This window comes from Porphyromonas crevioricanis, from assembly GCF_900167225.1.
Taxonomy (GTDB): Bacteria; Bacteroidota; Bacteroidia; order Bacteroidales; family Porphyromonadaceae; genus Porphyromonas; species Porphyromonas crevioricanis.
This window is the reverse complement of sequence record NZ_FUXH01000011.1, coordinates 22,724-46,448: the sequence shown is the minus strand read 5'-3', so window position 1 is coordinate 46,448 and position 23,725 is coordinate 22,724. Positions and strand designations below refer to the sequence as shown.

The 23,725-nt window shown below is 44.4% G+C and carries 16 protein-coding genes and 1 tRNA gene; 7 read left to right on the top strand and 10 right to left on the bottom strand.

Annotation, left to right across the window (positions count from 1 at the left end; translation table 11 throughout):
- Positions 1-46: 46 nt before the first annotated feature.
- From B5D48_RS06730 to B5D48_RS06720, 3 genes are all read left to right on the top strand, one after another.
- A complete protein-coding gene (locus B5D48_RS06730) occupies positions 47-2,104 on the top strand; it encodes a dipeptidyl-peptidase Dpp5 (protein WP_023937682.1) in 2,058 nt (685 codons plus the stop codon).
- Between the two features lie 181 nt (positions 2,105-2,285).
- Complete coding sequence (gene eno, locus B5D48_RS06725; protein WP_023937683.1) at positions 2,286-3,560, top strand: phosphopyruvate hydratase; 1,275 nt, start codon at positions 2,286-2,288, stop codon at positions 3,558-3,560.
- Between the two features lie 30 nt (positions 3,561-3,590).
- Positions 3,591-4,643: a ferrochelatase gene (locus tag B5D48_RS06720; protein WP_023937685.1), complete on the top strand. Its 1,053-nt coding sequence runs from the start codon at positions 3,591-3,593 to the stop codon at positions 4,641-4,643.
- Here the strand turns inward: B5D48_RS06720 and B5D48_RS06715 are convergent.
- From B5D48_RS06715 to B5D48_RS06670, 10 genes are all read right to left on the bottom strand, one after another.
- Positions 4,612-5,082: an arginine repressor gene (locus tag B5D48_RS06715; protein WP_023937687.1), complete on the bottom strand. Its 471-nt coding sequence runs from the start codon at positions 5,080-5,082 to the stop codon at positions 4,612-4,614. The genes B5D48_RS06720 and B5D48_RS06715 overlap by 32 nt on opposite strands.
- A 34-nt stretch (positions 5,083-5,116) precedes the next feature.
- Positions 5,117-7,264 (bottom strand): RecQ family ATP-dependent DNA helicase, encoded by a 2,148-nt coding sequence (locus B5D48_RS06710; protein ID WP_023937689.1) that lies wholly within the window; start codon positions 7,262-7,264, stop codon positions 5,117-5,119.
- 15 nt (positions 7,265-7,279) lie between these two features.
- Complete coding sequence (gene recJ / locus B5D48_RS06705) at positions 7,280-9,013, bottom strand: single-stranded-DNA-specific exonuclease RecJ (protein ID WP_023937690.1); 1,734 nt, start codon at positions 9,011-9,013, stop codon at positions 7,280-7,282.
- 504 nt (positions 9,014-9,517) lie between these two features.
- A complete protein-coding gene (locus tag B5D48_RS06700; protein ID WP_023937694.1) occupies positions 9,518-11,794 on the bottom strand; it encodes an NADP-dependent malic enzyme in 2,277 nt (758 codons plus the stop codon).
- A gap of 133 nt (positions 11,795-11,927) precedes the next feature.
- A complete protein-coding gene (locus B5D48_RS06695; RefSeq protein ID WP_023937697.1) occupies positions 11,928-12,893 on the bottom strand; it encodes a calcium/sodium antiporter in 966 nt (321 codons plus the stop codon).
- A gap of 45 nt (positions 12,894-12,938) precedes the next feature.
- Positions 12,939-14,828 (bottom strand): ABC-F family ATP-binding cassette domain-containing protein, encoded by a 1,890-nt coding sequence (locus B5D48_RS06690; RefSeq protein WP_023937698.1) that lies wholly within the window; start codon positions 14,826-14,828, stop codon positions 12,939-12,941.
- 65 nt (positions 14,829-14,893) lie between these two features.
- Positions 14,894-14,975: transfer RNA gene (locus B5D48_RS06685), tRNA-Leu, on the bottom strand.
- Between the two features lie 111 nt (positions 14,976-15,086).
- On the bottom strand, positions 15,087-15,989 hold the full coding sequence (locus B5D48_RS06680) for a YitT family protein (RefSeq protein ID WP_042120280.1): 903 nt from the start codon (positions 15,987-15,989) through the stop codon (positions 15,087-15,089).
- Positions 15,990-16,175: 186 nt separating this feature from the next.
- Complete coding sequence (locus B5D48_RS06675; protein ID WP_023937701.1) at positions 16,176-17,402, bottom strand: bifunctional 3,4-dihydroxy-2-butanone-4-phosphate synthase/GTP cyclohydrolase II; 1,227 nt, start codon at positions 17,400-17,402, stop codon at positions 16,176-16,178.
- Positions 17,403-17,417: 15 nt separating this feature from the next.
- Positions 17,418-19,364 carry an LptF/LptG family permease gene (locus B5D48_RS06670; protein ID WP_042120284.1) on the bottom strand — a complete coding sequence of 649 codons (1,947 nt, stop codon included), beginning with the start codon at positions 19,362-19,364 and terminating at the stop codon, positions 17,418-17,420.
- A gap of 868 nt (positions 19,365-20,232) precedes the next feature.
- Here B5D48_RS06670 and queC point away from each other — a divergent pair.
- From queC to nusA, 4 genes are all read left to right on the top strand, one after another.
- A complete protein-coding gene (gene queC, locus B5D48_RS06665) occupies positions 20,233-20,901 on the top strand; it encodes a 7-cyano-7-deazaguanine synthase QueC (RefSeq protein ID WP_042120305.1) in 669 nt (222 codons plus the stop codon).
- A 264-nt stretch (positions 20,902-21,165) separates the two neighbouring features.
- Positions 21,166-21,606, top strand: coding sequence for a PepSY-like domain-containing protein (locus B5D48_RS06660; RefSeq protein ID WP_023937709.1), 441 nt, complete (start codon positions 21,166-21,168; stop codon positions 21,604-21,606).
- A 197-nt stretch (positions 21,607-21,803) separates the two neighbouring features.
- Positions 21,804-22,271 carry a ribosome assembly cofactor RimP gene (gene rimP, locus B5D48_RS06655; protein ID WP_023937711.1) on the top strand — a complete coding sequence of 156 codons (468 nt, stop codon included), beginning with the start codon at positions 21,804-21,806 and terminating at the stop codon, positions 22,269-22,271.
- 61 nt (positions 22,272-22,332) lie between these two features.
- The gene (gene nusA, locus B5D48_RS06650) at positions 22,333-23,709 is read left to right on the top strand and encodes a transcription termination factor NusA (protein ID WP_036889473.1); all 1,377 of its coding nucleotides are present in this window, start codon (positions 22,333-22,335) and stop codon (positions 23,707-23,709) included.
- Positions 23,710-23,725 lie beyond the last annotated feature (16 nt).

Genomic DNA, 23,725 nt, shown 5'->3' with positions numbered 1-23,725 from the left:
CTACCCTACTGAAACTTGACTACAACCTAATCCTAAATCATCAATAATGAACAAATCAATTCTTAGTGCAATGGCTGCAGCCGCGATAGCTACTTCTTCGATTGCTTCGGCTCAGATGCCTGCTTCGTCTGTGAATGGAGGTATGTCTGCTGAGACCTTACTCACAATGGCCAGAGTGGGAGGATATGCCTTATCTCCAAACGGGAAACAAGTAGTGTATACCATATCTTACCCGAGTATTGAAGACAATTGTTCACAGTCTGATCTCTTCTTGATAGGGATAGATGGGAAGAATAAGATGAGATTAACGAACACATCTCATAGTGAAAGTGAGCCTTGTTGGATAGACGGAGGACGAAGAATTGCTTTTTTGAGTTCTTCGTCTGGTTCGAAACAGTTGTGGAGTATGTCTGCCGATGGCAATGATCTTCGACAGCTTACAGATGTGCAGGGTGGTATTGAAGGATATCTTTTTTCCCCTGATGAAAAGGAAGTAATCTATGTACATAGCCATAAGTCTGTTAAGACAGCTGGTGATATTTATCCTGATCTTCCCAAGGCCTCTGGCCGAGTGGTAAAGGACCTTTTGTACAAACACTGGGATGAATGGGTAACAACAACTCCACACCCCTACCTTGCTAAACTTGCCGATGTGCCAATATCCGAAGGAAAGGATATTTTGCAGGGAGAGCCGTACGAATGTCCTATGCGCCCCTTTAGTGGAATGGAGGATTTGTCATGGAGCCCAGATGGAAAGCAAATTGTCTACGCAAGTCGCAAGAAGACTGGTATGGCTTATGCTGTATCGACAAATTCGGATATCTACTTGTATGATGTGGTCTCAGGAAAAACGCTTAATCTCTCCGAAGGAATGATGGGGTATGATACTTTCCCTAAGTTCTCTCCGGATGGGAAACGAGTGGCTTGGATCAGTATGGAGCGAGACGGATATGAGTCAGATCTTAAACGCCTTTTTGTGATGAATTTGCTGGATGGTACAAAGGAATGGGTCAATCCGGATTTCGATTTGAATGTGGATCATTTCCAATGGTCTGAGGATGGCCGGATGATTTACTTTGTGGCCTGTAAACAAGCTGAGACACAGCTCTGGAGTATTAGGCTTAAGGATAGAAAGATCTGCCAGATTACGGATGGAATGTGGGATTATACGGGGTTTGACATGAAGAATGGCATTATGCTTGCCGCAAGACAATCTTTTCTTGAACCGACAGATTTGTATCAGGTGGACCTTAGAAAGGGAAATACTCGTCGTGTTACAAATGAAAACAAAGAGATAATGGAGTCTTTGTCTCCTGTTGTTTGTCAGAAGCGTTGGATTACTTGCACCAATAGAGAGAAAATGCTGGTCTGGGTATTATTGCCCCCAAAGTTCGATGAGAAAAAACAATATCCATCTATTCTCTATTGCCAGGGAGGACCTCAAGACCCTATCAGCCAATTTTGGAGTTTTCGGTGGAATTTGCGCCTTATGGCTGAGCAGGGCTATGTAGTGATTGCTCCCAATAGGCATGGGGTACCTAGTTTTGGCCAGAAATGGAATGAGCAGATTAGTGGAGACTATGGAGGTCAGAATATGAAAGACTACATGACAGCAGCTGATGAGTTGAAGAAAGAGCCATGGATAGCTAAAGACAAGATGGGTTGTGTGGGTGCCAGTTATGGAGGCTTTTCCGTCTATTGGTTGGCTGGGCATCATGAGGGGCGTTTTGCTGCATTCATAGCACATGCTGGGATCTTTAACATAGAATCTCAATATTTTGAGACAGAAGAAAAATGGTTTGCTAATTGGGATATGGGAGGAGCCCCTTGGGAGAAAGACAATGGGACAGCTCAACGTACATTTGCCAACTCTCCACATAAATTTGTGCAGAACTGGGATACTCCTATCATGATCATACATGGGGAACTCGATTATCGTATCCTCGCTTCTCAAGGAATGATGGCCTTTGATGCTGCTAAGATGAGAGGTGTTCCTGCAGAGATGTTGATCTTTCCCGATGAGAACCACTGGATATTGCAGCCACAAAATGCTATGCTTTGGCAACGTTCGTTCTTTGGTTGGCTTGATCGTTGGCTCAAGTAGGAGAGAGGCTATCTAAAATGATTTTGGGCTATCTCGGAAATACCGAGGTAGCCCTTTTTCTTAATTCATGTTGAGCCAAACAGAGAGCCTTAAGGATAGAAAAAAACCTTTCTTCTGTGTGAATGTTGTATATTTGCCTTTCCTTAAAGAGTCAGAATGAAAAACAAATAAGACGAAGAAGATGAAGATTACCAAAGTAATTGGGCGCGAGATATTAGATTCGCGAGGCAACCCCACTGTAGAAGTAGATGTGTATTTGGATGAGTGTGTGATGGGGCGTGCTGCCGTTCCAAGTGGTGCTTCAACTGGTGAACACGAGGCCGTAGAATTGAGAGATGGAGATAAGAAGAGATATCTCGGTAAAGGAGTCCTCAAGGCAGTGACAAATGTCAATGAGAAGATAGCACCTGCCATCATTGGCATGGATGCTTCTAATCAGAGAGCTATAGACAGAACCCTGATTGATTTGGATGGTACTTCGAATAAGGGTAGTTTGGGAGCTAATGCCATTTTGGGAGTTTCTTTGGCTGTAGCTAAGGCTGCTGCCAACTACCTCGAAATGCCACTATATCGCTATTTGGGAGGTGTAAATGCTTATGTGTTGCCGGTACCGATGATGAACATTATAAATGGTGGGGCTCATAGCGATGCTCCGATCGCATTTCAGGAGTTTATGATCCGTCCGGTTGGAGCCAACAGTTTTCGTGAAGGTCTCCAAATGGGGACAGAGGTATTTCATGCATTGAAAAAAGTGCTCAAAGATCGGAATCTTTCCACGGCTGTAGGAGATGAAGGAGGTTTTGCCCCTGAATTAGAAGGAACTGAAGATGCTCTTGATTCTATTCTTGAAGCTATCCAGACAGCAGGATATGAGCCAGGTAAGGATGTTCGAATTGCCTTGGATTGCGCCTCTAGCGAATTTTACAAGGATGGTAAATATGACTATCGCATATTTGAGGGAGAGAATGCTGCAGTGCGTAGTTCGGAAGAGCAGGTAGCTTATTTGAAGAGCTTGATAGATCGTTATCCTATCGATTCGATAGAGGATGGTATGGATCAGAATGACTGGGATGGCTGGAAGAAGCTGACTGAAACTATTGGAGGAAGCTGTCAATTGGTGGGAGACGATCTTTTTGTGACTAATGTGAATTTCTTGTCTAAAGGAATTGAATCTCATTGTGCTAACTCCATCCTTATCAAGGTAAATCAGATAGGTACACTGACGGAAACTCTTGATGCCATATCTATGGCTCAAGGGAATGGATATACAACTGTGACTTCCCATCGTTCAGGAGAGACGGAAGACAGTACAATTGCAGACATTGCTGTTGCCACTAATTCCGGACAAATAAAGACGGGGTCATTAAGCCGCTCAGATAGAATGGCCAAATACAATCAGTTACTCCGCATAGAGGAGGAATTGGGTGATAGGGCTGTGTATGGTCGTAAGTATTGATACTGTTTTTCTCTTTTTATAGTCCTCTAGATGCACCTCCCTTACGATGGTGTGATACTTATCAACGTCGGCTCTCCAGCTTCACCTGAGATAGCCGACGTTGCTGCTTTCTTAAAGAAATTTCTCACAGATAAATATGTGATCTCTTTGCCTTGGCTGTGGAGACAAATCTTGATACGAGGAGTTATTATTCCTTTTCGAAAAAGGAAGTCTGCAGCGATGTATCAGCGATTGTGGAGGAATTCTGGAGAAACTTTCCCTCTTGTTGAAACAATGGAACGGTTGACTGTTCTGTTGGAATCCCATCTTTGTCTGCCGATTGTCTCTGCTATGCGATATGGAGCACCATCGGTGCAAACAGCCTTGCGGACACTACGAAAAAAAAATACTCACGAGTTGAAATGTCTGTTGGTTGTTCCCCTTTTCCCTCAATTCGCACTCAGTGGTTACCATACTGCTGCCGAGCATGCATTGTCTGAGATAAGGACTTTGCTGGGAAATCAAATACGTATAGATGTTTTACCTCCCTTTTATAAATCGGAGAAATATATTTCTGCTGTCTGTGATGTGATTCGTCCAGATTTGGAGAGGAGAGGATGTAAGCATCTTCTTTTAGCTTTTCACAGTATTCCGGTAAGTCATTTACACAAGGCTTCTGTGCTTTTTACTGGGCATACACATTCATCTCTGTGTTGTGCTTCTGGCTCTCTGGAGGCAGAAGTTTGTTATCAATACCAGTGCATCGAGTCTTCTCGACTTATATCAGAGAGACTGAACATAGAAGGGTTAGAAGTAGAAACAGTATTCCAATCTCAAATGGGCCATAGCACTTGGTTGGGCCCCTCTCTCAAAAAAAGATTGGCAGAATTGGCAGGTAAAGGATTTCGACAGGTTTCGGTGGCGAGTCCTGGCTTGGTATGTGATTGCCTGGAGACATTAGATGAGATAGGAGAGAGAGAAAAAGAGGCTTTTTTATCACTTGGGGGAGAGTCTCTCCAGTTATTGCCTTGTCTCAACGCCAGCCAGCAGTGGGTTGAGGCTTTGGCTGATATTATTGAAGATTATGCCGAATCTCTATCCTAAGATTCTCCAAAAGGCGATATGGATCTGAACCAGGAGCCATCAATAGCAATACCGTATCATGTCCGGCTATGGTTCCGGCCAGCGATAATAGTTTCATGCCATCTATCCATTTAGCCAACTGTTGAGCTTGGCCAGGAGCTGTATGTATCACTGCTCCGGCTGTAGATATTTGGCCGTAGATACCAGAAAACCCGAGAGGGCTACTCTGTTGCCTGTTCGAGGCTTCTTGTATCAATTCTTGAGAAACTCTGTATCGGTGCTTTCCCTTCTCTAAGCAGATTCGTTGTACCCCTATTTCTTTTAGATCTCTCGATAGTGTAGCCTGACTGACTACTTCTCCTTGCTCTTTCATTCTCTTTTGGAGCAGAAGTTGATTGTCAATCTCCTCTGTTTCTACCAAACGACATATCAGTCGAAGTCTTCTTTGTTTTTTGTCCATTTTCTCGACATTAGAGAGTGGAGGTTTCCTCCTTTTATTTCCAAATGAGTATATCTCCAAGTACATACCATTCGGGACTTTCAAAGCTCAAGACATGCAGAGTATGTGCTACATTTATCTCGGTCAGACCACTTTTTTTTGCCAGTTGCGAGATAGAGATTTCTTTTAATCCTTCACTCTCGGTTAGTTCCTTTATGGAGTTTGATACCTTCTCGAAGAAATAAGCAGGTATATTTTGTTTGCGCTTGAGGCAGACATCACAGTTTTCGCAAGGGGAGAGGAGACACTCTCCGAAGTAGCCTACCAAAGTCCGGCTCCTGCAGCAATTGTCTTTTTCAATGTAGTTGAGTACACTATTGAGTCTTTCTTGGAATTTCTCTTTGCGATTTTCCAGAGCATCCTTGGTAATGCGTATTAGAGAACTGTCCTCTCGTCTGATATTCATCAGCAGACGAGGAGTGTTTTTTTGAGGAATGTAATGCAGAATATCCTTTTTGTCCAGTTCGACCAGTATGTTGTAAACTTGCTGTGAGTTTAGACCAGCCTTGTTGGCAATGAATACTTCGTTTATGAAAGCAAAGTCAATAAATACTCCCTCGTAGGATCTTAATATTACGTTGAGGACCAGTTCTTCAGTGGGGTTTGCAAATTTATAGGTGTACAATTCATCTCGTTTACAGAGGAAACGGAGTCTGGATCGACTCTCTTGCTCAATGACCGTCCATATGCCCGACATTTCGATAATCCGTATGGCCGATTGGGTGCGGACAGAAGGTAACTTGAATTGGTAAATAAATTGCTCTATTGGGAAATCAAAAACTTTTTCAAATCCTTCTCCCTCGCCGATCATTAGATAATTGCAAACAGCATCATATATCTGGCGGACAAACTCCCTGCTTGGAAATTCGTCGTTAATACGCCTCTTCAGGACCCCTCTGTCTTTTTTTGTGACCAATGATACCGCATAAGCTCTTTCTCCATCGCGGCCTGCACGTCCTGCCTCCTGATAGTATTCTTCCAGAGAATTGGGCATTTGATAGTGTATGACCAACCTCACGTCAGGCTTGTCTATTCCCATACCAAAAGCATTGGTCGCCACTATGACCCGTGTCTGATTGTTTTTCCAATTATTCTGCTTGATAGCACGCTCCGTATAATTTAGACCTGCATGAAAAAAATCAGCTGATATGTCTTCTGCTTCGAGAAGCTTGGCTATTTCCCTCGTTTGTTTGCGATTCCTACAATACACGATAGCTGAGCCGGAGACTGATCGCAATATATGTAACATCATGCCGTCTTTGTCTTGTGTTCGACGGATGACGTAGGACAGGTTGGGGCGGAAAAAGCTTTTTTGGAAGAGGCGAGCATCTGAACGGAAACCAAGCAGACGACGAATGTCTTGAGCTACCTGTGGGGTGGCGGTGGCAGTCAGAGCTAATACAGGGACTTCCGGAACAGCTTTGCGCAATTCGATGATGTTGAGGTAGGAAGGCCTGAAATCGTATCCCCACTGACTGATGCAGTGGCATTCGTCTACTACGATCAGGCTTATTTGTAACTGAGGCAGTTTGTTGAGGAAGAGTTCGGATGTTATCCGTTCCGGGGAGAGGTAGAGGAATTTGTAGGCTCCGAAACAAGTATTTTCGAGAGTAGAGATGACCTTTTCGTACAACATTCCCGAATGTACTGTTGCAGCCGGTATTCTTTGTTCTTTAAGGTGGTCTACTTGGTCTTTCATCAGAGCGATGAGAGGGGTTATAACCAAGGTGACTCCGGGAAGGATAAGCCCGGGAACCTGAAATGTAATACTCTTCCCTCCTCCGGTAGGCATCAGACCCATCGTGTCATGCCCCTCAAGAACAGATAGGATTATGTCTTCTTGTAGTGGCCGAAAGTTTTCATATCCCCAATACTTCTTTAGTACTTGTTTGGGGGAGAGTCTTTTGTTTTGAACACCTTTCCTCCACAAATTCGCCCTACATTCTTCCGAAGTACCTACATTGTTGGGGGGAGGAAGAGGGGTGTTTTCATCCCCTGGCAATTCATCGGAGTTAGTATCTGTCTGGTTAGAAGTTCTCTGATTATTACCGAATCCTCTTTCTCGCTCCGTGGATGAGTTGTTGCGATAGATATCGTCTAACAACTCATCCAACTCATGTTTGCCGATATTGGGAGTTGACATACCAGTACGATCTCCTCATTGGTCAGTAGAGATATCCTGTATGAGCATTTGCATCGAAGTCGTGCCGTTGAAATAGTTTTCTTCAACCGTGAAGCATATACTGAAAGGCTTATTCCCCTTTATTTGCTCTGCTGAAGCGGCTTGTCTGAATGCAATTCCTTTGAGAGGTCCGATTTGATGGTAAGCATCGGTAAGATCAAGTTTAAGATGTTCTTGATTTTTTCCGACGGTTCTGGAACTACCGGCATCATATATTCCGGAGGTTAGAAAAACAGGCTTGGTATTTTCCGGTCCAAATGGACTCATCCTCTTTAGATCTCTCAGCAATTTGGGAGTTACATCAGCTAATTCTATTTGGGCATCTATATCAATGCTTGGTTTCAGTTGACATTCTTGCAAGTTCTCATTTGCAAATGTCTGAATTCGCTTGGTAAAAAGAGGCAGGTCTTTTTCGGCAAGAGTGAGTCCAGCTGCATAAGTATGACCTCCAAAGTTCACAAGTATATCCCGGCAAGACTCTATGGCTTTGTAGATATCGAATGCTTCAACCGATCGGGCCGATCCACTTATGTGTTCACTGCTTTTTGTGAGTACGATCGTTGGGCGACTATATCGCTCTGTCAGTCGAGAGGCTACTATGCCTATTACTCCTTTATGCCAGTCCGGTTTGTAGAGGACGATAACTTTGTTCCTGGTGTACTCCGGATCCGATTCTACAATAGCTGTCGCCTCGTCCGTTGTGCTTTTGTCAAGTTCGCGTCGTTGGTCGTTGTAGTTGTCGATAGCAGCACAGCATTTCTTCGCTGTTTCTTTGTCGCTTGCTAAAAGGAGCTCCACAGCTTCTCGTCCATTCATCATACGGCCGGAAGCATTGATGCGTGGGCCTATCTTAAAGACGATATCCCCCATATCGATACGAGTATTTTCTAATCCGGACATACGTATAATCGTTTTTAATCCGAGTGATGGATTTTGGTTCAGTCTTTTGAGGCCGTGGTAGGCCAGGATGCGGTTTTCACCTGTTACGGGGACAATATCTGAAGCAATGCTTACGGCCAAAAGGTCAAGGTTGCGACAGAGTTCATCGATGGAAAAGCCATTGTCCAAGGCGAAGGCTTGCATAAACTTGAATCCCACACCACAGCCGGAGAGGTGCTCAAATGGGTATGTATTGTCTTTCCTCTTGGCGTCGAGTACAGCCACTGCATCGGGCAGTTTTTCGTCTGGGTTATGATGATCACAGATGATGAAGTCTATCCCCAGACTTTTGGCATAAGCTACTTTTTCTACTGCTTTTATACCGCAGTCCAGCACGATGACCAACTTTGCTCCCCATTGGTGGGCATAATCTATGCCTCGGTAGCTAATTCCATAGCCCTCGTCGTAGCGGTCAGGTATATAGTAATCAAGGGAACTTTCCGAGCACCCAACAGTCCGCAAATACTTATATACGAGGGTTACAGCTGTAGTTCCATCTACATCATAATCGCCATAGATTAGGATTTTTTCTTTCCTGCCTATGGCCATATTCAATCTGGCCACCGCCTTATCCATATCCCTCATGAGGAATGGATCGTGCAGTTCTTCTAGCTTAGGCTTAAAGAAGTGACTGGCTTCCTCGGGAGAGTTTATCCCTCGCCTGGCCAATAGGAGGCCTACTACGGGGGATAATCGTAGTGCTTTGGCTATCTCTACTCCCACTCGCTCTTCGTCTTTGCTGAAGGGGTGTAGCTTCCAGTTGTTTGTCATTGTATATCATTTTTTTTGTCTATAAGTTTGGTGCCCTCAAGCTCATCTGAGCGAAGGTCTTGACTTGTCGTATTTGTCGGGTTCTATCCGATTTTATTAGGTCATTTGAGTCTCTTTTCACAAATGTAGTACGACCCTCAAAGGTACAATTTATCCATTAGGAGACTAATGTACTATGCCCTAAAATAGGGCTATTGCATTTGGATTCTTATCCCTTTAGGTACAAGGCTTTTCCGGAAAATATGAAGATTGTATGATACGAGTGAAAAGAATGATATGGATCTTATGGAAGAGCGTAAATGGGTTTTCTTCGGATTTGTAATGAGCAATCTCGAGATTGGTAATACACTTTCCCAAGATTGGTAATTAAGACTATTGAGATCTGTCATTGAGAATTCAATAGTGTCGGATTATTATGACTAGAGGCGTTGCAATATCGCAACGCCTCTATCATGACATTCTCACAAGATGGGTATTCGTTGTTTTTCTATTTGGGAGAACTTGTTAAACGATACACGAAGAGTGATCCAGCGTTGCCAATGCCGTGATATTCACAATATCCGTAACAGAAGCCTCTTGGTCGGCAAAGTAAACAGGCTTGTTGAGTCCCATTTGAATAGGACCGACCACTTCTTGTGCATCATCTGCTTCTCGCAATAGCTGGTAACATGCATTGGCAGCGGATAGACGAGGGAAAATCAGAACATTCGCATTATGCCCTTTCAATTTGTTATTGGGGTACCGCTTGTCTCTTTTGTCTGCATGAAGAGCCATGGAGACTTGCATTTCTCCATCTACTAACAGCTCGGGATGCTCTTTGTGCAGTATGGAGATCGCTTTTTGTACTTCTACCGAGGGGCTTGCATCATCCGATCCGAAATTGGAGAAGCCAACAAGGGCTATCACCGGTTTGATACCGAAACAGCGGACTTTCTCAGCTGCCATAACAGCTATGTCTACCAAGGCCTCGGCATCCAAACGGTAGTTAATGGTTGTGTCAGCCAAAAACAAAGGGCCATTCTTTAGACTAACCATATGCATTGTGGCAAAGTGATTTACCCCTTCCTGCAAACCAACCGTTTCCTGTGCTATCCGAGCCAAATGACTGTGGTGACTGTATATGCCGGTGATCATAGCATCGGCATCCCCATGATTGAGCATCATCATGCCGAAATAATTTGGGTCGAACATCTTGTCCAAAGCCTCTGGCACATTACCACCTTTTCTCCAGTTCCTTTCGGCAAAGGTTTCTGCATACAGCTGTCTCCTTTGTTGTTCATCTTCGCTGCGGTGATTTACGATTTCCAACCCCTTAATATCCACATCCAGCTCCTTTGCCAGGTGCTTGATATGCTTGGGATCTCCCAATATGATGGGTTGTGCCAAGCCTTGGTTGTAAACAGTGGCCGCAGCTCTGAGTATGGCTGGATTTTCACCGGCTGCATAGACAACTCTGTGCTGTGTAAGTTTGGCTGCTTCGTGCAGTCTGCGAGTTAAGTGGCTCATCAGCCCGAGCCTGCTCATCAATTCATCTTCATAGGCATTCCAATCTTCTATTTCTTTTGTTGCCACACCACTTTCTATTGCAGCTTGAGCAACAGCTTTCGATACTCGCACGATGAGTCGAGGGTCTACCGGCTTGGGAATGAAATAATCAGGGCCAAAATGAAGATTGATGTTGCCGTAAGCGCGAGAAACTTCATCCGGAACGGATTCTCTTGCAATAGCAGCTATGGCTAATGTGGCTGCTCGCTTCATGTCTTCGTTGATCGCAGTGGCTCGAACATCCAATGCTCCACGGAAAATATAGGGGAACCCGATCACGTTGTTGATCTGATTCGGATAGTCGGATCTACCTGTTGCCATCAACACATCTTCCCTTGCAGCTTTGGCTTTTTCGTATGTGATTTCCGGATCTGGGTTGGCCAAAGCAAAAACGATTGGGCAGGGTGCCATCGTCTTTATCATCTCCTGAGTCAATACCCCGGGACGGGAAAGGCCTACAAATACGTCCGCTCCTGCTATTGCATCCGAGAGGGTTCTTAGTTCTTTCCGGTCAGTGGCGAAGTAACGCTTCTGCTCAGTGAGGTCTTGTCGATCTTGCGTAATCACCCCCTTGCTATCCAACATCACAATGTTCTCTCGTTTGGCCCCAAAAGATTCGTATAGTTTGGTACATGAGAAGGCAGATGCTCCGGCTCCATTGATCACAATACGAACATCTTCTATCGACTTTTCGGCCAAGATCAAAGCATTGAGCAATCCGGCTGCAGAAATGATAGCTGTACCATGCTGGTCATCATGCATCACAGGGATATTAAGTTCCTGCTTAAGTTTCTCCTCTATTTCAAAACATTCGGGAGCCTTAATGTCCTCCAGGTTGATTCCCCCGAATGTTGGTGCTATCGCCTTTACTATCTCGATAAATTTCTTGGGGTCTTTCTCATTAACTTCTATGTCGAAAACATCTATCCCCGCATATATCTTGAAGAGAAGTCCTTTCCCCTCCATTACCGGCTTGCCAGCCAAGGCTCCTATGTCTCCCAACCCAAGCACTGCTGTGCCATTGGAGATAACAGCAACGAGATTGCCCTTGGATGTATAGTCATATGCAGATGATTCGTGCTTTTGTATGTCCAGACAAGGCACCGCTACTCCTGGGCTGTACGCCAGAGTCAGATCGTGCTGTGTTGAGTATGGTTTGGTGGGTCTTATTTCTATTTTTCCGGGCTTTTCTCCAGCATGATAGGCCCGTGCGAGATCTGCTAATTTTTTATCCATATTCTTTCGATTGCTTTATCCAAATATTTGGGGTACACGACATACCCTCTCTGTATATTCACAATAACTGCAAAGAGTCTTACTTGTTCACCCTGTCGCATATTTTGAGTATCGGGTATAGGGACCACAAATTTCAAATGTTGGAGGAAGACAGAAGAAAATACATATATCCGGTGAATGTAATTAGGAGTAATGTTCCTTCTACTCGATTTATTTTCCTCTCACCCCATAGGAGACTGAATAGAAAAAGCATGGCCACAGCTATGATCATGACCAGCAAATCCGTCCAGGAGATACCCGACATTGAGAGTGGGGTGATGCAGGCTGATGTACCCAAGATAAGAGTCATATTGAAGATATTGGAGCCTACGATATTTCCGATGGCAATATCATGCTCCCCTTTTATGGCCGCTATTACAGAGGTCGCAAGTTCGGGTAGAGAGGTGCCTATGGCTACAATGGTGAGACCAATGACAGACTCCGGTACTTTGTACTGCCTGGCTATATCTATTGCGTTTTTGACAAAGAGATCACCACCGAATATAAGCCCGGCCAGTCCTCCTCCCACAAGGATGATAGACAGCCATGTGCTTTTGCTCTTGACGTTTACGGAAGTATTTTCGGCAGCTCTTTTGCTTTGGCGAGTAATCCAAAAAGTATATCCGAAGAATGCGAAAAAACAGAGTAGTAGCATCATCCCTTCAAAACGAGAAATCTGGTTGACTCCTCCCCCCAAAAAATGATCCAGACACATAGCTGACAAAAGGATGCTGAAAAGCAGACACATCGGGATCTCATATTTAATAGACGATCGACTTACTGAGAGAGTGCTGATAATAGCAGAGAGCCCTCCTATGAGTAGGATATTCAGGATGTTGGATCCGACCACATTACCGACCGCTATATCTCCACTCCCTTGTAAAGCGGAACTGACACTCACGGCCAATTCCGGAGCAGAGGTGCCGAAAGCTACGACAGTAAGACCTATGACTAACGGAGAGACTCCTTTGTTATGAGCTATGGATGAGGCTCCGTCTGTGAGGTAGTGGGCTCCACCCACCACCAATATCAATCCGATAATAAGTAGTAGAAAACTCATGCTTGTTTTTTTGTTCTGGAGAATAATTAATCGTATTTGTTGAGGTCATTGACCCGATTTGTCCTCAATGCTGTCTTCCAGCTCTAATTGCCGGAAAATAAGCAGCTCCATCTCCTCCATGATTTTTCCGATTCGGATAGACTGCTCTCGTAGTTCTATATCTTGTAATGTCCCCGAAGAAAGTATCTTTTCCAGTTCTTTTTGCTCTTTTTCCAGCTCTTCGATGCGACTTTTGTTATTGTCGTATTCCTTCTGCTCCTTGAATGAGAGTTTGTATTTTTCTCTCTGGACTGGCTTTTTCTTTTCTTCTTTGGCTGTTGTTTGCTTGTCGGAGTTTGTAGAGACAACGGATTCGGATTCTCGAAATTCCTTTAACAAACGCCACTGGCTGTAATTACCAGGGAAATCCTTGATACATCCGTTGCCTTCGAAATAGAATAGATGTGATACAATTTTGTCCATGAAAAACCGGTCGTGAGAAACTACAAGCACGCAACCTGTGAACTCACTCAGATAATCTTCCAGCACGTTTAGAGTGACTATATCCAAGTCGTTGGTTGGTTCGTCAAGAATCAAAAAGTTGGGAGCGGAGATGAGGACGGTGCATAGATAGAGTCGTCGTAATTCGCCACCGGACAGCTTGCAAATTGGGCTGTATTGCTTATGTGGAGGAAATAAAAAACGATTCAGCAATTGCGAGGCCGAGATACTGCCTCCATCTGGATAAATGATAGTGTCAGCAATGTCGGTGATTGTGTCTATAACTCTTTTCCCCGGGTCGAAAGGGGGCATTTCTTGTCTGTAATACCCGAAACGGACAGTTTCCCCGATATCAAAACAGCCATTATCAGGCTGCTCCAAACCCAGAAGAAGTTTTAGGAAAGTGGTTTTACCCACTCCATTTGGACCAATAATTCCCACCTTGTCGTAGCGGCTGAAAGTGTAGCAGAAATTGTCCAAAATTACTTTTTCGCCAAAACGCTTAGATACATTTTTTGCTTCGAATATCTTCTTGCCGAGGTAGGTAGACTGATGCTTGCTTAGGTCTATTTCTGTTTGGATATTGCCGGATTGAGCCTGCAACTTCAGTTTTTCAAAAGCCTCAATACGATATTTGGCTTTTGTTCCCCTGGCTTGAGGCTGTCTTCGTATCCAATCTAGCTCTTTCCGCATAAGATTACGAGCTTTGCCCACAGATGCCTCTCGTGCAGCGAGTCTTTCTTCTCTTTTCTCGACATAGTAGTGATAGTTCCCTTGATAGGAGTATAGCGAGAGGTCATCGATTTCTATAATGCGAGAGCAAACTCTATCCAGAAAGTATCGGTCGTGTGTTACCAATAACAGCCCCATGTGAGCCTGAGAAAGATAATCCTCCAGCCACTCTATTGAGTCGAGATCTAGGTGGTTAGTCGGTTCGTCAAATATCAGCAGGTTAGGCTCCTGTATGAGCACTCTTGCCAGAGCGATGCGTTTTGCTTCTCCTCCGGAGAGCTTTTGGCAGGGGCGATGAATATCCGTAATGCCAAGTTTCCCGAGTATTTCAGCCACATTGTGCTCCACGCTCCAGGCCTGCATACTATCCATTCTTTCGGATAGCTTGCCCATTGCCTCTCCGTCGCCCTTTTGTACAGCAAGTTCCCATTGTCGCAGCAACTGACTTAGGGCATCATCCCCATCAAGACAGGCCTCTATGATCGTATGTTTGGGATTTATATAAGGTTGCTGTTCGAGATAGGCGATTCTCATATCGGAGCTGTAAACAATACGTCCTTCATCCGGCTGAAGTTCCCCTGTCAGCATTTTTAGTAGTGTAGTCTTCCCATTTCCATTGGGGGCTATGAGCCCTACTTTTTCACTATTTTCTATACTGAAAGAGACACTCTCCAACAGTTTAAGTTCGCCAAAACTCTTGCTAAGATTTTCTACCTGCAACATAATGCGCAAAGATATACGAAAAGGTCCCCAAGAGATACCTCTCAGGGACCTTTTAGAGGGGGAAGTGCGGCCGGAGGGACTCGAACCCTCACGACTCTCGTCACTAGATCCTAAGTCTAGCGTGGCTACCAATTACACCACGGCCGCGAATGCCTTTTTGTTAGCAACGACAAAGATAGAGCATTTACCCAACTCTCCAAACAAAGTAGAATAAAGGTTTTTGCCTGCAACTTCTCCGCTCCCTCTGCTTTTTCGCTTCTATCCGACTTTTTCGGAGAGTTGAGCCAGAGAATCCCGAGCAGCAGAGGTTGTAGAGATAAATGCAGAAGGATCCTCTTGCAGGATATGCTGTTTGAGCTTGCGAACATCCTTTCGCTCCACAATCATGAATATGACATCCTTGTTTTCATTGCTGTACATGCCCTTACCATGCAGGTAGGTTGCACTCATGTGTAGCTTGTTTACGATCAGTTCTCTTAATTCTGTTGATTTGGACGATATAATGAAGACTGCTCTGAGAGGATTTTCTGGCATAAATACATTGATAATTTGCCCATAGATCACGATTGTAAGCCAAGAATAGAGAGGGACTGTCCAATCTCTGAAAGCTAAAAGTCCTATAAGCACCACCACAGAGTCTATGATGATGATCATGGAGCTGAGTTTGAAGTTGTTTTTATGGGTAAATATTCGACCCAAAACATCTGTACCAGCACTCGTCCCTCCAGCTTTGAAGACACAGAAAACTCCTACACCCAAAATAGCCCCTCCATAGAAAGATGACAGCAGGGTATCTCCCTCTGCCAGTCGTATATCTCCCATTAGTTTGCCAATCAAATCCGAGAAGAATGAGATCATCAAGAAAGTAGCTACTGTTTTTCCTGCTGAGGAAAGCCCTAATTTGCGCCATGCAAGAAGGAAGAGAGGTACGTTGAAAAATAGGGCTGTTGTGCCAATCGGTAGGCCATCTGCAAAGCCTAAAAAGCCTTTGGTCACATGATTGATGGCAATCGTAAGACCGTAGACCCCACCTGGAACAATTTGACTTGGCTGGCAGAATGCAGCATAAGCAAAGGCTTCCAAAAAAGAACCGAAAATAAGGAGCATGATATCAGAGAGAAGGCCCTTGTCTAAGCTCCAATGTAGAGATCTGTCTTTCATATAAGGTCGAGAGAGGAGGTTGGCTTGGTTTGTTTTGTAATAGCTTATGCCGGATTGTTTTCGGATTGAGTACCCTCAAAGGCCTTTCAGCTTTTGAGGAAATGTGTCTCTTTGTCTAGATATCAGTTCGCCTCACCTTCAGCAGATAGACTCTGTGAGGTGAGGCGAAAAGGTATTGGTCATTGCTTATTTTAGCTTGTGCAGGGAGTGCCCCATGCGGTCGCGCTTGGTCTCAAGGTATTTTTTGTTGTAAGCATTCGGAGTCACTTCCAAAGGAACCACTTCGGATATCTCTAATCCGTAGGCTTCCAGCCCAACTCTTTTTACCGGGTTGTTAGTCATCAGGCGCATTTTGCTAACCCCTAAATCTCTAAGTATTTGCGCACCCACTCCATAGTCTCTTTCATCAGCATCATGACCAATGTGCAGATTGGCTTCTACCGTATCCATTCCTTCCTCTTGCAATCGGTATGCTCTCATCTTGTCCATCAGCCCTATGCCACGCCCTTCTTGGTTAAGGTAAACAATCAAGCCTCGACCTTCAGCTTCGATGATCTCCATGGCCTTGTGGAGTTGTTCTCCGCAATCACAACGTTTGGATGCAAATATATCTCCCGTGGAGCAGCTGGAGTGCATACGTACGAGCAAAGGGGCGGATCCGCTTATATCTCCTTTAAAGAGAGCTATATGTTCCTGTCCATTGCTCTTTTGTCTATAAGGAATGAGTCTGAAATCTCCATACTGCGTGGGCATTTTCACTTCTACGCCTCGCTCTATGATACAATCCCTTTTCAGACGATAAGCAATCAAGTCTTTGATAGTGATAATCTTGATTCCCCATTTTTCGCTAGCCTCTATCAGTTGTGGCATACGAGCCATAGTGCCATCTTCATTGATAATCTCTATGAGTGCAGCTGCAGGTTGCATACCGCACAGCTTAGTGAGGTCTACAGCGGCTTCTGTGTGTCCGGCGCGTCTCAATACTCCTCGAGACCGGGCTCTGAGTGGGCAGATATGTCCCGGTCGGCCGAGGTCTGTGGGCAATGTTTTGGGGTCTGCCAGTGCTAATATGGTTTGTGCTCTGTCGTACATGGAGACACCGGTTGTACAGCCATTCCCCAGACGGTCTACAGTGATTGTAAATGGGGTTTCGTGTACCGAAGTGTTATTTGGCACTTGCATTTCTAATTCCAGTTGAGCGGCTCTTTCTTCCGAGATGGGAGCACAAAGCACGCCACGACCGTAGCGCATCATGAAGTTGATCTTTTCCGGAGTTACTTTCTCCGCAGCAATGATGAAGTCGCCCTCGTTTTCGCGATCTTCGTCATCTACCACTATGAGGAATTTGCCCTGTTTAAAGTCCTCAAGAGCCTCCTCAATAGTATTAAGTTTGAAGGTGTCCACTGTATCCATAATTATATGTGTTGTTTATTCTTCATAATCGGTGTCCAACAACTTGTCCAACTCATCCAGTACAGGAGCCAGTTGCCGTATATCACGGTGTATATGTATCCGTCTGACAGCCAAATAGACAGTCAGTGGCAAAGATAAGGGTAGTAGGAGCATTAGCATATAGGCTGTTATTCGCGATTGAGGAATCCATTTGCTAATGCGTTTGGGTAGCAAGGGTATATCCATCAATTTAACCTGAACGAGTCGTTTGGGGCAATCCCTCAGGTAATCTATCATCTGCTCCAATTGCGTATGCAACTGCACCAGCTGTCTCTGCTCAGATCCGTATATCCATATCAGAGGCCACGCACAGCTCATCACGTGGCTGGCCACTGTCTGTGCAATTTGGGTTCGTATCCCATTTATCTGTTTATGAGCCTGATGGATATCAGCCTCTATGATAATCACATCTTTGTACTCTATCTTCCGTATTCGACGAGGATTGAGAAGCCTTTTGATAAAGAGAACGTAGGTGTCTATGTTGAGTGTGGAAGAGTCTCGGGAAGCTTTGTAGGTAAGGAATATACCCAAAGGTAGCAGGACGGCAGTAGAGAGCCATTTCCCTTGCCATACGGCCCATTCGCCGGAGTTTACCATTTTACGGCCAAAAGTATCCAGCATATAATAGATTAGGAAGAGGAGTACAGAGGCTACGATAGGTGTACCCAGCCCTCCCTTGCGTATAATGGCTCCGAGTGGGGCCCCTATAAAGAAAAAGACAATGCAGGCAGCAGGAAAGGCAAATCGGCTAAACCATTCCATCTTGTGTACGCGATATACCCAAAGTTCTTGTTGTAAATCGCTCGTGGCATATGCAATGTCGTTTCGTACCATGCTTATTCTGTCATTTGCCTCTCGAAGGGCGGAAAGCATGGTGTAGGGAGAGCTGGTTGCCCACAGGCTGTCCATATCTAATGGCTCTTGCTCGGCTTTTTTCCAAATGTTGTTCCTTTCAGCAACCGCCTCAGGAGATTTTTGTGTAGGTGAGAGGAGGCTGCTCGGAGAAAATCTGCTCTTCGCAAGGTCTTTCTCAAGACCGGGTGTTATGGCAATACGTATGCTGTCAATGGCATAGAGGGCACTGTCTGCAATGCCCTGTAATTCGACCAAGTTTTTACCAACGTATGTGCCACGCATCCCTTCCTCATCTTCCATCTTGAAGTTGGTGTCGAAGGGGATAACAATCTCTTTTTTTGAGAATCGCTCATCGAAAGAGGGAACTGCTTCTGGTTGGTCTGCAAAGGATTGCCTCCTTAATGTTTGGAAACTTCGTCCTGAGAAAAGATTGAGAGTAAGGAAGGTTTTTGATTCATCCATAGTCAGTTTCCCCGAGTCAGCGCGTATAATGCGAGCCGTCTCGAAACCTTGACTGTGGTCGTAGATCATCATGTCGTAGAGCATGTGTGATTTGCGGTTCTTGCTTGTCACATATACATTGTAACCTTTGATCCCGTTGTAGAAAATCCCCTCAGGAATTTCCAGCTCCGGAGTTGCGTTTCGGGCCGAATAGATGATGGTATATAGCTTGACTTGTGCTTTCGCTATCTGATTGTTTTGGAAGAGTAGCAAGCCTATAGCACAAGCACATACGGCGAAAAATAGTGGCAACATGATGCGATGTAGAGGAACACCAGCAGATTTCATTGCCAATAACTCCAATCGTTCACCCAGGTTGCCGAAAGTCATTAGGGAGGCCAAAAGTATGCCCAGCGGGAGAGCCATGGGGACCAGCTGCATGGCCGAATAGAAGAGCATTTGTCCCAATATGTCGAGAGACAGACCTTTTCCGGCCATATCATCGACATATTTCCAAAGAAATTGCATCAGCACAACGAACCAACAGATGCCGAAGGTCATCACCAGCAGAGGCACAAATGTGCGTAACATATACCAATGCAGTCGTTTGACGGGCAGCAGTCTCATGGCCGGACGATAATACAATTGCGTTTTGTTGATTGCATACTACGAGGGGCAAAAGTACTAAATAAACTGGGTCAAAATTAGCCTAACTCAGCCGGAGCAACCGCGTCAAAATTTAGAAGATCTTTGAGTGTATTTGTTTTGTGTCTCCGAGTTTATCTAGGTTTGCTTGTTTCAGAATCAATTGTGTTGCCAATCGCAAGATAGGTGATCCCTGCTTAGACTTCCGAAATGATCTTAATATGCTATCTCTTCCTTTTTTTAATATGTTTTTTGTTTTATCTTGTGTATTTATGTTTTTAATTAGAGGGCTTCTTTCAGACCCTGATAGGGGGTTTTAGGCTTCCTTTTTCGTCTCTATTTTGATACCGTAAGGAGATGTTTTTTGCTGACACGGGAGAGAACGAAAATTCTCTCCTGTGGAAATTATTTTTTTCTCCTGTGTTAGCAAAATTTCTCTCAGGAGAGAATTTCGCCCCCTCCAGAACGCCCTGTTCATCGGGATTTTGAGAGGTCGGTATAGAGCATCCAAAATAGGAGAGTATTCAGTCGTCTATGTAGCCTATTCCCTCTCCGTTTTTTAGTTTTTCTGCGATTGTGTTTTTACATAACATGTGTATTTAGAGATGGGGAACAAGGGTTTCTTCGAGCTATCGCAAAATGGGATTCTTGCCATATCGATTCCAATGTTATGATTTGATTAGTTTCTTACATAGTGTATAAATAGGCTTTCTTCGAGCATTGATTCTGATCATTGTTTTCTCTAAAATCTATCAAAAAACGATCGAAGTTGACTTTAGGAAGATACATACAATACTCTCCTATTATCTTTGCTCGGAAAATTTAGGAAGCAAGAGCCAAAATGCAAGAAATGAGACTAAATAAGAAGGAGGATCAAACTCGGAAAGGGCTGATCATTGTGTCCGGAGGAATGGATAGTGTGACCATGCTCTACGATTTTGCCGATCGCATAGCTTTGGGGGTTAGCTTTGACTATGGTGCCAAGCATAATGCCAAAGAGATACCATTTGCGAAGGAACATTGCGAACGTCTGGGGATACGCCATATCGTCATTCCTTTGTCTTTTATGAATCAATACTTTCGGAGTGATCTATTGCAGAGTGGGGGAGAAATTCCTGAAGGGCAGTATGCCGAAGACAATATGGCTTCGACTGTTGTTCCTTTTCGCAATGGAATCATGCTGAGTATAGCAGCTGGCTTGGCTGAATCTTATGGCTTGGCTGAAATTTATATCGCCAATCATTTTGGGGATCACAGCATATATCCGGACTGTCGAGCTGATTTTGTTTTACCTATGGGAGAAGCGATAGCACACGGCACCTCCAATGCCGTTTGCCTGAAAGCTCCCTATACTGGATGGTCTAAAATTGATATTGCCAAACGAGGAAAGACCTTGGGAATCGACTATCGTCGCACATGGAGCTGCTACAAGGGAGAAATGACTCCTTGTAGAAAATGTGCTACTTGTCTGGAGCGAATAGAAGCTCTCCGGGCTATCGGAGAGGCGGATTTTCTCTGAATTCTCTCCATTTTGATGAAAGACAGGCTTATTGTGAAGAGGAGGAATTGATCCACAAGGAGTCTATAAGATTGAGTTTTTTTGTGTGAACTTGTTCGCATACCATGGCTGTTTTGTAATTTATCCTCCTTGTCTGGAATCTTTTTGATCTATTTCTTGAGGATATGAAGAACTATATGCTTCGTAATGTGTTATCTTAGCGACAGTAGATATAGGTTTTTCTATGTCTTTGTGTGTTTGTAGTAATCAATAAAACGAAGAGTCATGATTAGAAGAGTTGTTTTTGTCTTGGTGTTTGTAGCATCTGTTTTTCTTGTAGCAAGGGCTGAGGATAAACCGATTCGGTTCGATCAACTTCCCAAGCAAGCTCAGGAGTTTGTGCATAAACACTTTAAGGGTACAGATGTGAGCCTCGTGATGATGGACAATGAGGTGTTTTCTACTTCGTATGAAGTGAGGATGAGAAATGGAGTCTCTGTTGATTTTGACAAGTTTGGTCGCTGGACGGAGATCGACGGTAATACCGTAATGCTCCCTGTTTCGGTGATTCCGAGCAAAATCAATGTGTTTGTAAATACCAAGCATCCAGATTCCAAGGTCGTAAAGATATCTCGTGACAGGCGTCATTATGAGGTCGAGTTGGATAATACCCTTGAGCTTATTTTTGATTTGAAAACGATGAAATTCAAGAGATATGACAATTGATTGAGGAAAATCTTAATTCAAGCCTTGAGAAGCGATTAATAAGAGATCGTTGCACATACAGAATGGAGAGTGTGCATAGTCCTCGCAAATCAGGCAATTAGCTATGATATAGAATTATTTGTTACCTTTGTGGCGAAGGTGGAGGAGGCGAGTGACTTGCTTCCTCCTCGTTTTTATAAAGAAGTGTCAGATACAGTATGATCAGCAAAGCAGAAATAGAACAAATAGTAGAGACCTATCTGGCGTCTGATCCCTGTCTTTTCCTCGTGGAAGTAACAGTTGATTCCCAGAATCGTATCACTGTCACGATTGACAGTGACAGCTCTGTGGATATATCTATCTGTGTTGCTCTGAGTAAACATATAGAGTCTTGTCTGGACAGGGATATTGAAGACTTTGAGCTTGAAGTCGGATCTGCCGGTATTAGCTCTCCTATTGTCTCTTTGCGTCAGTGGCAGAAGTATATCGACAAGCCCGTAGAGATTTTGCTCAAAACAGGAGTGAAAGAAGAGGGACGATTGCTCTTTGTCGATTCTGCAAGCATTTGTCTGGAAGTGGTACGTCGTATCAAACCAGAGGGTAGTAAGCGCAAGAAAGATGTCCCGACGGAGGTACAATTGGCTTTGGATGATATCAAACGAGCCTGTTATAAGGTAGAGATGTGACAAGTTGGGTGGCACAAAACAGGAAAGGAACACGTATTATATAGAATACACGTATTTAAGAATGGCTAAGAAACAAGAGACCATAAGCATGATCGACTCCTTGGCAGAATTTAAGGAGCTGAAGAATATTGATAAAGAAACGATGATCCACGTATTGGAAGATTCGTTTCGCAATGTGTTGTCCAAAATGTTTGGCACAGATGAGAATTACGATGTGATCATAAATCCCGAGAAAGGGGATTTCGAGATCTATCGCACTCGTCAGGTGGTGCAAGATGGTCAAGTACAGGATGTCAATCGAGAAGTAGGTCTCTCCGAGGCTCATACCATTGACCCCGAAGCAGAAGAGGGTGATGATGTCACCGATCAAATCCATTTCGAGGAGTTTGGGCGTCGTGCCATTCTTAATCTTAGACAGGCTCTTTCGAGTAAGATCTTGGAGTTGCAGAAGGAGAATTTCTATGAAGGTTTTTCGCAGCGTGTAGGTCAGCTGATCTCCGCCGAAGTGTATCAGGTATGGAAACGAGAGGCCTTGCTTTTGGATGATGATGGCAATGAGTTGATCATACCCAAGGCGGAGCAGATACCGAGTGACTTTTTCCGTAAAGGAGAGACGGTACACGCTGTTATAGACCGAGTGGAAAATGACAACAATAACCCGAAAGTTATTCTCAGCCGCACGAGTGGAGAGTTTCTTAAACGTCTTTTTGAGCTGAATGTTCCCGAGATTGCCGATGGGTTGATCACGATACGGAGCGTTGCCCGTATCCCGGGAGAGAGGGCCAAAATGGCAGTCGAAAGCTATGATGACCGTATAGACCCTGTAGGAGCTTGTGTGGGTATGAACGGATCTCGTATACGTGGTATTGTGAGGGAGTTGAGAGGTGAGAACATAGATGTAACTTCTTATACGACCAACAAAACCCTCTTCATTCAGCGAGCTCTCAGCCCCGCTCACGTATCTACAATCAACATCTTTGAAGATGACAAGCGAGCTGAGGTTTATTTGCGTCCCGATCAGGTGCCTTTGGCAATCGGGAAAAATGCCTCTAACATCAAGTTAGCTTCTGCTCTCACCGGCTATCAGATAGAGGTATTCAGAGATGTAGACGTAGTAGATGAGGAGGATATCTATTTGGATGAATTTGCTGATGAGATTGATACATGGGTGCTTGATATTCTCAAAGACAAGGGGTGTACCACTGCCAAGAGTGTTCTTCGTAAGAGTCGCGAAGAATTGATCCATACAACAGACTTGGAGGAGGCTACTATAGATTATGTACTGGGTGTGTTGAGAGCAGAATTTGAGGAAGATGACGAAGATGATCTTTCAGACTTGTCTTCGGAGCAAGGTCTGCCCGCAGAGTACGAAGAATCTGATTTTTCTGACACAATGGAGGAAGAAGATGAGATTGAGGGTACCTCTATGGAGCAGTAAGAAATAGATCAAGGAG